Annotated in this window: 12 protein-coding genes; 2 read left to right on the plus strand and 10 right to left on the minus strand. The window is 31.9% G+C overall.

The window, feature by feature from the left end:
• Window positions 1-23 precede the first annotated feature (23 nt).
• From P0R33_RS02845 to P0R33_RS02870, 6 genes are all read right to left on the minus strand, one after another.
• Window positions 24-908 carry a DUF4835 family protein gene (locus P0R33_RS02845; protein ID WP_276174128.1) on the minus strand — a complete coding sequence of 295 codons (885 nt, stop codon included), beginning with the start codon at window positions 906-908 and terminating at the stop codon, window positions 24-26.
• 70 nt (window positions 909-978) lie between these two features.
• Entirely contained in the window at window positions 979-2,193 is a 1,215-nt protein-coding gene (coaBC, locus tag P0R33_RS02850; protein ID WP_276174129.1) for a bifunctional phosphopantothenoylcysteine decarboxylase/phosphopantothenate--cysteine ligase CoaBC, read from the minus strand.
• Window positions 2,194-2,202: 9 nt separating this feature from the next.
• Window positions 2,203-2,520, minus strand: a complete 318-nt coding sequence (locus P0R33_RS02855) for a DNA-directed RNA polymerase subunit omega (RefSeq protein ID WP_007807938.1) — start codon at window positions 2,518-2,520, stop codon at window positions 2,203-2,205.
• Window positions 2,521-2,528: 8 nt separating this feature from the next.
• Window positions 2,529-3,323, minus strand: a complete 795-nt coding sequence (gene bamD / locus P0R33_RS02860; RefSeq protein ID WP_276174130.1) for an outer membrane protein assembly factor BamD — start codon at window positions 3,321-3,323, stop codon at window positions 2,529-2,531.
• Window positions 3,324-3,458: 135 nt separating this feature from the next.
• A complete protein-coding gene (gene dapA / locus P0R33_RS02865; protein ID WP_276174131.1) occupies window positions 3,459-4,340 on the minus strand; it encodes a 4-hydroxy-tetrahydrodipicolinate synthase in 882 nt (293 codons plus the stop codon).
• Between the two features lie 14 nt (window positions 4,341-4,354).
• A complete protein-coding gene (locus P0R33_RS02870; RefSeq protein WP_276174132.1) occupies window positions 4,355-4,867 on the minus strand; it encodes a hypothetical protein in 513 nt (170 codons plus the stop codon).
• A gap of 47 nt (window positions 4,868-4,914) precedes the next feature.
• Between P0R33_RS02870 and P0R33_RS02875 the strand changes: the two genes are divergently transcribed.
• Together P0R33_RS02875 and P0R33_RS02880 are read left to right on the plus strand one after the other, a co-directional pair.
• Window positions 4,915-5,694 carry a 5'-nucleotidase gene (locus P0R33_RS02875; protein WP_276174133.1) on the plus strand — a complete coding sequence of 260 codons (780 nt, stop codon included), beginning with the start codon at window positions 4,915-4,917 and terminating at the stop codon, window positions 5,692-5,694.
• Window positions 5,695-5,826: 132 nt separating this feature from the next.
• Complete coding sequence (locus P0R33_RS02880; protein ID WP_276174134.1) at window positions 5,827-6,738, plus strand: metallophosphatase; 912 nt, start codon at window positions 5,827-5,829, stop codon at window positions 6,736-6,738.
• Here P0R33_RS02880 and P0R33_RS02885 read toward each other — a convergent pair.
• From P0R33_RS02885 to P0R33_RS02900, 4 genes are all read right to left on the minus strand, one after another.
• Window positions 6,725-7,408 (minus strand): hypothetical protein, encoded by a 684-nt coding sequence (locus P0R33_RS02885; protein ID WP_276174135.1) that lies wholly within the window; start codon window positions 7,406-7,408, stop codon window positions 6,725-6,727. The two genes, P0R33_RS02880 and P0R33_RS02885, sit on opposite strands and share 14 nt — an antisense overlap.
• Window positions 7,395-9,401, minus strand: a complete 2,007-nt coding sequence (ligA, locus tag P0R33_RS02890) for an NAD-dependent DNA ligase LigA (RefSeq protein WP_276174136.1) — start codon at window positions 9,399-9,401, stop codon at window positions 7,395-7,397. The genes P0R33_RS02885 and ligA overlap by 14 nt, the downstream gene beginning before the upstream one ends.
• Window positions 9,402-9,645: 244 nt before the next feature.
• On the minus strand, window positions 9,646-11,583 hold the full coding sequence (locus P0R33_RS02895; RefSeq protein WP_276174137.1) for an OmpA family protein: 1,938 nt from the start codon (window positions 11,581-11,583) through the stop codon (window positions 9,646-9,648).
• 11 nt (window positions 11,584-11,594) lie between these two features.
• The gene (locus tag P0R33_RS02900) at window positions 11,595-12,527 is read right to left on the minus strand and encodes a type IX secretion system membrane protein PorP/SprF (protein WP_276174138.1); all 933 of its coding nucleotides are present in this window, start codon (window positions 12,525-12,527) and stop codon (window positions 11,595-11,597) included.
• Window positions 12,528-12,569 lie beyond the last annotated feature (42 nt).

A 12,569-nucleotide genomic window follows, 5' to 3' on the forward strand; every position in this document is an offset into this window, starting at 1 on the left:
GATTTATAAAAACGAAAACAGAATTAATACTTAATCTGAGACCATTTTGTTGAGTTTAAAGGCGAAACTTTATTCAAAACATCAGTTAAATCAGAAACATTAATACTTGGACCACCAGAAAAAATTGAAACTATTTCATCTGATTTGGCATCAAAAAAAACTCGAGTAATAAAAGCGTTTGGTTTAACTGAATTTAATTTTCCGATAAGCATCAACGAAGATTTAATTTTTTCTTTTGAAGCTTTTAAATCTAAAGTCATAGCATCTAGACCAGTATGATACGCATACATAGTCTGACGTAAATCACTGTAAGTTGGCGCAATCATATCATTTATTAAAAAATAACGATTCTGAAGTCCATCTGCTTGGCTCCAACCTTTAAATCCTCCTTGTTGCGCTACATTGGCAATATTTTGTGCCGTTTGAAAATACGGATTCCCCGCTCCCATTTGAAAACTATCGGCATCCATACCCAAAATCATATAGCAGTAAAAAGAAATCACAGAAACTAAATTCGAATCGTAAGTTGTCGGATTAAACAACAGCGGTTCGTATTCTGTATATCTGAAATTAAAATCTTTATCGTTATAATTTAAAATCGGAGAAGAATAAGTCGAATTAAAAATCAGTCTAGAAGATTGCACCTGAATAGTTCCTGTAAACTGATCTGAATTGTTAGATGATAAAGTGATATACATCGAACAGTTTATTCTTTCGTTTTGTTTTAAAGCTGAGCCTGTCCAGTCTGTTTTATTAACAAACTCAGAAAGAGAAGTTTGAAGCGTCTTAAAAACCTGATTATTCGGATTCGTAAGTCGCTCAGTATTAATAGTTACTGTACAGTTTAGCTGTTGCGCTTGCACAAAACCAAAGCTTAAAAAAAACAATAGCGTAACTATCTTATTCATAATCATCTAAAAATTTAATTTTATAAACACAAATCTTCTCGATTTAATGTTCTAGGCGTATATTTCAAATTTATGATTTTGAAAAATGCTTTACAACTTTATTCAAAATATCAGCCGCAACAGATTCTTTTGATTTTAATTCCATCGGTTCAATTTCAAAATTTTTGTCGATAAAGGTTACTTTATTTGTTTCTTTTTTAAAACCGGCGCCTTTATCTTGTAAGGAATTTAAAACAATCAAATCTAAGTTTTTTTTCTGAATTTTCAACTTAGCATTTTCAATTTCATTTTCAGTTTCTAATGCAAATCCAATTAAGAACTGATTTTTTTTGATTGCACCTAAAGAAGACAATATATCTTTTGTCTTTTCAAGTTCAATCGAAAATTCTGCATCATTTTTCTTAATCTTTTGATCTGCAACAAATTTAGGTTTGTAATCTGCAACAGCTGCCGCAGCAATTGCAGCATCTACTTCGCCAAAATATAAATGACAGGCATCGTACATTTCTTGTGCCGAAACTACATCTGTTACTTTTACTAAAGCATTTTTTGCTTTATAATGCGTTGGTCCTGCAATTAAAAAAACTTCTGCTCCTAAACTAGCCGCTTCATTGGCAATATCAAACCCCATTTTACCAGAAGAATGATTTCCTATAAAACGTACAGGATCTATCGCTTCGTATGTTGGACCTGCAGTAACTAATATTTTTTTTCCTTTTAAAGGCAATTTACTTTCTAAATCAGCTTCTAAAAAGGCAACTATATTTTCTGGTTCTGCCATTCTCCCTTCGCCTGAAAGACCACTTGCTAATTCTCCACTTTCAGCAGGAATCATAATATTTCCAAACTGTTTTAGAGCAGCAAAACTAGATAAAGTAGAAGGATGCTTGTACATATCCAAGTCCATTGCAGGCGCAAAATAGACTGGACATTTAGCAGATAAATAAGCCGCAATTAAGAGATTATCGCAGTTTCCTGTTGCCATTTTAGACAAAGTATTGGCAGTAGCAGGCGCAATCAGCATCAAATCGGCCCAAAGACCTAATTCAACGTGATTGTTCCAAACTTCGCCTTCATCATCTTGATTGAAGAAACTAGAATGTACTGGGTTTTTAGATAAAGTAGATAATGTAAGTGGAGTTACAAAATCCTTAGAAGCAGGTGTCATTATCACTTGGACATGTGCACCTGCTTTTATAAAAAGTCGTACTAAAGTGGCTGTTTTATAGGCTGCAATTCCACCGGAAACACCCAGTAAAATTTTCTTCCCGTTTAAAACTGACATTGTACTATATTATTTGTTTGAACCTCTGTGGTAAGTTTTTCCGTCTAACCATTCTTGAACAGCTAAAGCGTGTGGTTTTGGTAATTTTTCGTAAAATTTAGAAACTTCGATCTGTTCTTTATTTTCAAAAACTTCCTCAAGACTATCATTATAAGTAGCAAACTCTTCTAATTTTTCAGTCAATTCTTTTTTAATCTCTGAATTAATTTGATTTGCTCTTTTAGCCATAATGGTAATTGCCTCATACACATTTCCTGTTGGCTCTTCAATAACTGTTTTGTTATAAGTTATTGTATTAACAGGAGCATTCGTCTTTTTTAAATCCATGACTTTATTTATTTAGTAAATTTTTGTAAATCTGTTTCAACTCTAGCGTTCATTTCGTCCGCTTTAACTTTGTATTTCGTATCGCTTTTAAACTTAATTAAGTTTCCATAAGCTACTTTGGCAACATTTAAACGTTCTTCCATTTTAGAAGGCACACTGTTAATTGCCAATTGATATGCCGAATCATATTTATAAAACAAGGCATCTTCTTTAAAAGGTGTTCCAGGAAAATCAGCGATAAAATTATCAAAAGCAATCAAAGCTGATTTGTAATCTGAAATTGTATTGTAACCTTTAGCATTTTCGTATGCTTTTTTCTCTAATTTCCCATTCAGTCTTTGAACTGCTTCATTCGCCTGTGTTATGTATTCTGAATTTGGATAATTATCGATAAAAGCCTGTAATTTATCTAATGCTTTTACTGTATCTGATTGATCTAAACTATAAACAGGCGCTAGTTTTGAATAACTGTAAGCTCCTAAAAAAGCTGCTTCCTGTACTTTTTCACTTCTTGGATAACCAGAAACGAAAGCTTCAAATTGATATCCTGCTAAATAATACTGTTTCGTTTTATAATAAGATTGTGAAAACATATAAAACAGCTTTTCTGCTTGAGGCTTTCCTCTATAAGAAGTTGCCAATTGCTCGAAAAGACGAATCGCTTTTGAATATTTTCCGGCATCATACATTTTTGTTGCCATTTCAAATTTTGCTGCAACATCTTCATTTTTCAACGCTTTTTGATATTCTCCACAAGAACAAAAAAGAGTTACAACAATTAATAGCGATACTATTTTTTTCATTTTCTAATTATTATTACGATTTCAGACAATTATGCCAAAGCAAAATAACACCGAATAATCGGTGGCAAATTTAGTTATTAATTTAGCTACTGCAAAATAATTTTTTAGTATCTTAAAATACTAACACTTTAACAATTATTTAATGCTATTTTTTACGAAGTCATTTAGTCTTTCTGCTAGAGATTCGTCAACAGAAACTAATGGAAGACGAACGGTATTATCAGCAATTCCAAGTGCTTGGAAGATTTGTTTGATTCCAGCTGGATTTCCTTGTTCAAAAATCATATCAATACTGTCTGATAAAAAGTAATGCGTTTTGTATGCATCAGCGACTTTTTTATTCAATCCTAAACGAATCATTTCTGAAAATTCTTTAGGAAAACCTTGCCCGATTACGGAAATAACTCCAGCTCCACCCGCTAAAACGATTGGAAGCGCCAGCATATCATCTCCAGAAATTACTAGAAAATCTTTTGGTGCATTTTTAATAATCTGCATCGCTTGCGCCATATCTCCTGCAGCTTCTTTAATAGCCACAACATTATCAAAATCATTAGCCAAACGAATTACTGTAGAAGGAAGCATATTGCTAGATGTTCTTCCTGGCACATTATATAAAATTACCGGAATCGGAGAAGCTTCAGCAATAGCTTTAAAATGCTGATAAATTCCTTCTTGTGTTGGTTTATTATAATATGGTGAAACAGATAAAATTGCTTCAAAAGCAGAAAAATCTCTAGTTTTCAATTCTTCAACAATCTGCATAGTATTATTTCCTCCAACTCCTAAAACTAGAGGCAATCTTCCTTTATTTACATCGATTACAGTCTTTATAACCAATTCTTTTTCATCTGCCGTTAAGGTTGCATTTTCTGCAGTTGTTCCCATAACAACAAGATACTCCACTCCTCCATCTATAGAAAAGTTTACAATTCGATGTAAAGCTTCAATGTCAACTGAAAAATCTTTTTTAAATGGAGTTACTAAAGCAACACCAGTTCCTATTAATGATTGCATATTTTAATTGTAATTTATTTTATATTTTTTAAATACCTAAACAATTCCGAAACGAAGAGTTTATAGTTTTGTAATTCTGTATTGATCATCAAACGGTTTAATCTATTGTCTACATTAGAAAATCCGACTTTAAATTTAGCTTTCGATTTATTTGTAATCATCATTAAGAAGACATTTTCGACATCATAATAGCTCAACAAAATATCAAACTCCAAATTTATAAATTCACTTAAAAAATCTTCTGCTATTTCTCCATTCCAACTAATGTGTTTTTTACCAAAAGTCGGCCTCAAATAGGTTTCTTTTTCTTTGAATTTATCAGTATAGGCAACAGTTTTTATATTTTCCGAAGCAATTCCGTGAAGCGTTAATTCTTTTATTAAAGCTTCTGAATGATCAAAATTGCTTTCATCTATCAATAAACCAATTGTTTGAACGTTTCTGGAAAAAACTTTGTTATTTTCATTACTCAAGTTATTTTTTAATGATTTTTTTACAAAAAACTCCTTTATATAATTCAAAAACATAGTACTTTTACCAGATTACAAAATTAATTATTTAAGTTGCATTTAAAATGGTAAAACTAAAAAAGTATAACGGATTTTTAAAACTTTTTGTTATATTCTTAACACTTTTTTCAATCTCTTCTTGTGGAACGAAAAATTACAATTTAACTAAGATTGAAGGAAAACAGCTTCCTGTTACGGAAAAAGCTTCGGAAACACCAGAAATTGAAAACTTTATAAAGCCTTATCGCGATCACATTAACCAAGATTTAGATAATGTTTTGGCTTTTTGTCCTGAAACGCTAGACAAAAGCACTGGAAAATGGCAAACTAGCATTGGAAGTTTATTAGCTGATGTATGTTTACAAAGAGGAAATCTAGTTTTTAAAGCGCGTGAAAATAAAGATATAGATTTATGTCTTTTAAATCATGGCGGTATTCGTGCTATTCTTCCTAAAGGAAATGTAACTACAAGAACTGCTTTTGAAATTATGCCTTTTGAAAATAATTTGGTTGTGTTAGCCCTAAAAGGTGAGCAAATTCAAGATATTGCGGCTTATATAATAAAGGAGAGAAAACCTCAGCCATTGTCTGGAATGACTTTTACAATTACAAAACAAAATACAGCCAAAGACATTCAGATTCAAGGAAAACCGCTTGATCTTAATAAAACTTATTATGTGGCAACCAATGATTATTTAGCAAATGGCGGCGACAGCATGACTTTCTTTGCAAAAAGCACTCAGAAATTTGACCTAAACTATAAGCTTAGAAATGTATTGATTGATTATTTTAAAGAAGTAGATACCGTTCTTGCTCCGAAAAATATCAGAATTACTGAAGAATAAAAGGTCAGCCACGAATTACACAAATTTGCACAAATTTTAAAATTATTTTGAAAAATCAATTAGTGTTAATTCGTGAAATTAGTGGCAAAAAATATTAAAAACGACATAGCCTTTGGCAAAAAAAAATATAAAATGAAAAGAAGAGAGTTTATCGAAAAAACAGCAGCAAGTACTGCCCTATTAAGTTTAGGATTGTCTTTGAGCAGTTTTGAAACTAACGATATTAAACATTTAACTATTCTACACACTAATGATGTGCATAGCCATATCGATCCTTTTCCTGCTGATGATCCTCGAAATCCTAATAAAGGCGGTGTTTCTCGTCGTGCTGCATTAATTGAAACTATTCGTAAAGAAAATCCAAATGTGCTTTTATTGGACGCGGGAGATATTTTTCAAGGAACTCCATATTTTAATTATTATGGAGGAGAATTGGAATTCAAATTAATGAGTATGATGAAATATGATGCTTCGACAATTGGGAATCATGATTTTGACAATGGTCTAGACGGATTATACGCTCAGCTTCCACATGCTACGTTTGATTTTATCAATTCGAACTACGATTTTAAAAATACGGTTATGGATGGTCAAGTAAAACCATACAAAATCTTCAATAAAAACGGAATTAAAGTTGGTGTTTTTGGTGTTGGAATTGAATTAGCCGGTTTAGTAGACAAAAAAATGTATTTGGAAACAGTTTACAACGATCCTGTTGAAGTTGCTCAAGACATGACTAAGCTTCTAAAACACGAACAGAAATGTGATTTAGTAATCTGTCTTTCGCATATTGGATACAATTATAAAGATGATGCTGACAAAATATCTGATTTGAAATTTGCTGCTCAAACTCAAGACATCGATTTGATTATTGGAGGACACACACATACTTTCTTAGATAAACCAACTATCGTAAAAAACAAAGCTGGAAAAGATGTTTTGGTTAACCAAGTTGGTTGTTACGGAATTAACTTAGGAAGAATAGATTTTTATTTCGATAAAGACAAAGCTCACACTAATCAAAGTGCTTCTATTGTTGTATAGGTTTGCTCTGAATTTTGGCTTTTTCTAAAAAATATTCTACCATAAAATAATAAGCTAGAATTTGAGTCACGTCTCGTATTAAAACCAAAACAATAGAATAAGAGAAATATTCATTGAAAATATAAAATATATCTGAAAAGATATAGCTTACAGCCATTAGGGACATTAATAAAGTAATATGTGTCCCTTTTGTGATGTAACTTACAAAACAGAAATAACTCATTATACTTAGTACAACTCCGTATAAGATGTAAATGAAATTAAATCTGTCTAAACTGTCTAATTTTATGCTTAAAACTGAAATTAATAAATAGACAATAAAAACTACTACAATCGAAATTGGCAGGACATCCCTTTTTGTTAACTGTATTCTTTCATGTTCTCTAAGAAATATAAATACAATTAAGAGATAGACAATAAGAAAACTAATTACGCCTCCTAATTCTATATCCATTAAGTCAAAAACTTGTCCTACAAAACAACAGAAAAAGATGCCTCCTTCTGTTTTACCAATTTGGAATTCGCTGCTTATCAAAAAATAAATAAAAATAGCCGGAAGAATAATTGCTTTGGCATACGTCGCAAAAACGTCTTGTTGTGTCCAATCAAAAATGATGGTACACAACAATGCCAGAAAAAACAAAATTAATGACGGTTTATTCGGTTTCATTTAATTTGTTTAAAAAATCTTCTTCAGATAATATTGGAATATTCAATTTAGTCGCTTTTTCTAATTTTGCTGGTCCCATATTATCTCCTGCAACAACAAAATCTGTTTTTGCAGAAATCGAGCTTCCCACTTTCCCTCCATTGTCTTCAATGGTTTTCTTTAATTCATCTCTTGAAAATTGACTGAAAACTCCCGAAACTACAAATGTTTTTCCAACGAATTTTTCTGTAGCATTTGGATTTATTTTTTCTTCAATTTCAAATTGTATTCCGTAGCTTTTTAAGCGTTCAATGATCTTTTTATTTTCTTCGTTTTCAAAGAATTCAATAACACTTTTTGCAATTCTTTCTCCAATTTCATCAACCAAAATCAAATCCATTAACGAAGCTTGGCTTAGTGCATCAATATTTTTATAGTGTTTTGCTAATTTCTTAGCTACACTTTCACCAACAAAGCGAATTCCAAGTGCAAATAATACACTTTCAAATGGAATTTCTTTTGATTTTTGAACTCCATTTACCAAGTTTTCAGCCGATTTCTGGGCCATCCTTTCTAAATGAAGAATATCATCTACTTTCAATTCATAAAGATCGGCATAATTATGAACCAAATTATTTTTGAAAAGTAAAGCTACAGTTTCTCCTCCAAGTCCTTCAATATCCATTGCTTTTCTTGAAATGTAATGTTGAACTCTACCAATAATTTGAGGCGGACATCCGTAAAAATTTGGGCAGTAGTGATTTGCCTCGCCTTCGTTTCTCACCAATTCTGTCTGGCATTCAGGACAATGCGTAATATATTGCGTTGGTTCTGAATTTTCTGGACGTTTGTCTAAATCTACCGCGATAATTTTTGGAATAATTTCTCCTCCTTTTTCAACAAAAACAGCATCATTTATTCTGATATCTAACTTTTCGATTTGATCTGCGTTGTGAAGGGAAGCTCTTTTTACAATAGTTCCTGCAAGCTGTACAGGCTCAAGGTTTGCCACTGGCGTAATAGCACCCGTTCTTCCAACTTGATACGAAATTGATTTTAATTTTGTTGAAACTTGCTCAGACTTAAATTTATAAGCAATTGCCCAACGAGGAGATTTTGCCGTATATCCTAATTCTTCTTGATGTTGAATGCTATTAACTTTAATTACAACTCCGTCGGTTTCGTAAGGAAGATTATGGCGGTGAACATCCCAATAATCTATAAAATCAAAAACTTCGTGCATGTTATTGACCAATTTTGCTTCTTTTGGAACTTTAAAGCCCCAATTTCTCGCCGATTCTAAACCTTCAAATTGTGAAGAAAATGGAAGATTATTTCCTGTAACAAAATACAATAAACATTCTAAAGGGCGTTTGGCAACCTCAGCGCTATCTTGCAGTTTTAAACTTCCTGAAGCTGTATTTCTTGGGTTTGAATATGGTGTTTCGCCAATTTCTATTAATTCCTGATTCATTTTTTCGAATCCGGCAAATGGAAGAATTATTTCGCCACGAATATCAAATTTATCTGGGTAGTTTCCTTTTAAGTGTAAAGGAATTGATTTTATAGTTTTAATATTATTCGTTACCTCATCTCCTTGAAAACCGTCTCCACGCGTTAATGCTTGAACTAATTTTCCGTTTTCGTAACTTATACTAATAGAAGCGCCATCATATTTCAATTCACAAGTATATTGCAAATTAACATTTCCTAATACTCTTTGAATGCGATTTTCCCAATCTAAAAGATCTTCTTTAGAATATGAATTGTCTAAAGAATACATTCTATATTGATGTGCGATTGTTTTAAAGTTTTTGGTAATTGCTCCACCGACTCTTTGCGTTGGCGAATTCTCATCAAAAAATTCTGGATTTTTGTTTTCTAAATCTTGAAGCTCTTTCAATTTAACATCAAAATCATAATCTGAAATTGTAGCATTGTCTAACACATAATAATTATAATTGTGTTGATTAAGTTCATTTCTAAGGTTTTGAATGGTCTCTTGAATGCTCATAAAATTCTAAAATATTGCAGATTATAAATGTGAAAAACTTTATATCAAAATTAGAATTTATTTTTGTTCGAAAGCACAAAAAGTGAAAGTTTTAAAAAATCAAAAATCAGACTGCAAATTCATGCAATCTGATTTTCTCCTTGTCCATTATTCTTAAAAAAGAATTAATAAAACCAACTTCCAAATGGTTTTGACGTTTTATATTTTTTATTGATAATCAAAGATTTACAATGCAAATATAGAACTATTTTTGAATAATGATAAAATCGGAACGTCTATTCAAGACGTGTTCCTCTTCTGTACATTTTACACCATTTTTACATTTATTAATTAAGCGAGATTCGCCATAGCCGATTGCGCTTTCAATTCGAGATGGATCAATTCCTTGTGAAAGAATATAATCTCTTGTTGATTTTGCTCTATTGTCTGAAAGTTTCAAGTTGTAAGCATCTTTTCCGCGTGAATCTGTATGCGATTCGATTTTAATAATGATTTTTGGAAATTTTTGCATAATGAAAACTACTTTAGACAATTCTTCTATCGCTTTTGGTGTAATATCGAATTTATCGTAGTCAAAGTAAATCGGATTTACATCTACTTTTTCGACACCTTTTTTCTTCACAACCAAATCATCATAGTTACTCAATTCAAAGTTTACATCTTTGATTTCGCCACCGTTATTACCTGTTGTTTCTACCGTTTTATCATCGCTGCTGTAATTAGGTTTTGCAGCAATCATTTTAACTACTTTATTACAAGGAACTTCTATAGCGTATTTACCTTCAAAGTTAGTTGTGGTTTCTCCCAAAATCTCACTAAATGAATTGTAAGCCATAATGGTAACATCTGCCAATGGTTTCTTGCTTTTATGATCGATTGCCATTCCAGAAATGCTCTGATTGCAGACTGGTTTTCCTTTTACAAAAGAATAAATGTCATCGTCGCCTTTTCCTCCAGCTCTATTAGAAGACAGATAACCATAAGTACCAGCTCTATCGATTATAAAAGAAAAATCATCTTTATTGCTATTTACTGGTGCTCCAAGATTTCTTGGCGTTGTAAAATTTCCGTCGGCTAGAAATTTACTTTCGTAAACATCTAAATCTCCATAACCATAATGTCCATCAGAAGAAAAGTATAAAACTCCGTTTTGGAAAAATGGAAATACTTCATTCCCAATTGTATTGATAGTTGGTCCGAGATTGGCTGGCGAACTCATTGTTCCGTCGCCTGCAATTTTTACCACATATAAATCTGTTTCTCCGTAACCGCCTGGCATATCTGATGCAAAGAAAAGCCATTGTCCGTCTTCGCTTAAAGCAGGATGTCCTACTGAATATTCTTCACTATCAAAAAATACTTTTTGTGGATTCTCTAGTTTATTATCTACAATTGATCCTTTGATGATTTGAAAATTATTGATTCTTGCTTCATCAATAACCAGTTTATTTTTCTTTACAATGTTAGTAGAATAATAAATGGTTTTTCCTTGAGAATCAAAACTTGCAGTTGCTTCGTGATACTTTGTCATTACATTCGGCAGAAAAACCGTTTCATTAAATAAACTTCCATCAGCAGGATTTCTTTCTGCAAAATACAAGTTTAGAAATGGCTGATTGTTCCAAGTATATAATTTTTCGCTAAACTTGGTTGTGTCACGAGCTGATGTAAAGACAATATTATCTTTGAAAAAAGTAGCTCCAAAATCTGATTTACTAGTATTAATATCTAAATTTTTAATGGTATAAAGCGGTTTAGTTTTCGCTACGCTGTCCATATATTTCTTTTGGTCAACATATCGATTAATTTCTGCTTTATCTCCTTTTTTATTCAGATACTCTTTCGTGATTTTATCTGCTTCATCATAATCCATAACGGCTTTCATCGATTGGATATAACGCAAATAATAAATATCAGTCAGATTGTTTCCTTGAGCTTCATACAGTTTTCTGTACCATTTAAGTGCATTTCTAGAATCAGAAATAAAATAATACGAATCTGCTGCATTTTTCAATGTCTGAGTTGAAGGATCTTTGATGTTTTGTAGAATTTCCTCGTAGGCTTTAGAAGCATCTAAGTAGGCATAATCTCTAAACAAAGCATCGGCTTTCTTCAAATTTGTTTTTTGAGCGAAACTAAACGTAACGCTCAAAATTAAACATAGGATATATAGTTTTCTCATAAGTTTTATTTTTAGAAGAATCGAGGAGATTTAATTTTGCTTTGTTTTTGCACAAATTGATAACGCAAGATGATTTCGTGTGTACCATCATTGTATTTGTTCAATTGGCTTACAGTGTAATCAAATGAATATCCAACGAAAAAACTTGGAGCTATTTGAAAACCAGCCAGTATACTAACAGAATCATCTGTTCGATACGATCCTCCTATAACAAACTTTTCTTGAATCATAAAATTTGCTGATACGTCTGCCGTAATTGGTGCTCCACTCACGGCTTTCACTAAAAATGCTGGCTTAAATTTCAAATTTGGATTCAAATCGAAAACATAACCTCCCATTAAATAATAATGCAAACGATCATAATCTATAGACTCCTGAACATCATCATAATAATTGCTTCTCATAAAACTAGGAACAGAAAGTCCTACGTACCATTTGTCGGTGTAATAGTAAATTCCGGCTCCGACTGCTAACTTAATTTGATTGTTGATATTCTGATTTAACAAAACATCATCACTATCATAATATCTTCCTTTAGACCAATCGATATTTAGCATTCTTCCTCCTGCTTTCAAACCGAAAGCAAGTCTTTTTTCATATCCTAAAGGAATTGAATAAGCAAAATTTCCATCGAAATATAGTTCATCAGAAGGACCTATTTTGTCGTTAACAATACTCAATCCTAACCCTAGATTCTCATTTCTAAGAGGAGAATGTATAGAAAATGATTGCGTTTGTGGAGCTCCAGAAATCCCTACCCATTGAGAACGGTATAAAAGAGCTGCTTCAGTAGAGCCAGTAGACCCAGCATAAGCTGGATTTACTGACATAGTATTATACATATACTGAGTATATTGAGGTTCTTGCTGTGCTGTGGCACAAACCGTGATAAAAGAACATATTAAAATGAAATACGTTTCTAATGATTTTATATATAGTTTCATAACGATACTTATTTAGTTTAATTAATTTGATTAATAGAAGTC

Source organism: Flavobacterium sp. YJ01 (assembly GCF_029320955.1).
Lineage (GTDB): Bacteria > Bacteroidota > Bacteroidia > Flavobacteriales > Flavobacteriaceae > Flavobacterium.

Bases quoted from the DNA above. Each gene is read 5' to 3' on its own strand.
- P0R33_RS02875 (WP_276174133.1), top strand. From the start codon at position 4,915: ATGGTAAAACTAAAAAAGTATAACGGATTTTTAAAACTTTTTGTTATA.
- P0R33_RS02880 (WP_276174134.1), top strand. From the start codon at position 5,827: ATGAAAAGAAGAGAGTTTATCGAAAAAACAGCAGCAAGTACTGCCCTA.
- P0R33_RS02900 (WP_276174138.1), bottom strand. From the start codon at position 12,527: ATGAAACTATATATAAAATCATTAGAAACGTATTTCATTTTAATATGT.
- P0R33_RS02870 (WP_276174132.1), bottom strand. From the start codon at position 4,867: ATGTTTTTGAATTATATAAAGGAGTTTTTTGTAAAAAAATCATTAAAA.
- dapA (WP_276174131.1), bottom strand. From the start codon at position 4,340: ATGCAATCATTAATAGGAACTGGTGTTGCTTTAGTAACTCCATTTAAA.
- bamD (WP_276174130.1), bottom strand. From the start codon at position 3,323: ATGAAAAAAATAGTATCGCTATTAATTGTTGTAACTCTTTTTTGTTCT.
- P0R33_RS02845 (WP_276174128.1), bottom strand. From the start codon at position 908: ATGAATAAGATAGTTACGCTATTGTTTTTTTTAAGCTTTGGTTTTGTG.
- P0R33_RS02895 (WP_276174137.1), bottom strand. From the start codon at position 11,583: ATGAGAAAACTATATATCCTATGTTTAATTTTGAGCGTTACGTTTAGT.
- ligA (WP_276174136.1), bottom strand. From the start codon at position 9,401: ATGAGCATTCAAGAGACCATTCAAAACCTTAGAAATGAACTTAATCAA.
- coaBC (WP_276174129.1), bottom strand. From the start codon at position 2,193: ATGTCAGTTTTAAACGGGAAGAAAATTTTACTGGGTGTTTCCGGTGGA.
- P0R33_RS02885 (WP_276174135.1), bottom strand. From the start codon at position 7,408: ATGAAACCGAATAAACCGTCATTAATTTTGTTTTTTCTGGCATTGTTG.
- P0R33_RS02855 (WP_007807938.1), bottom strand. From the start codon at position 2,520: ATGGATTTAAAAAAGACGAATGCTCCTGTTAATACAATAACTTATAAC.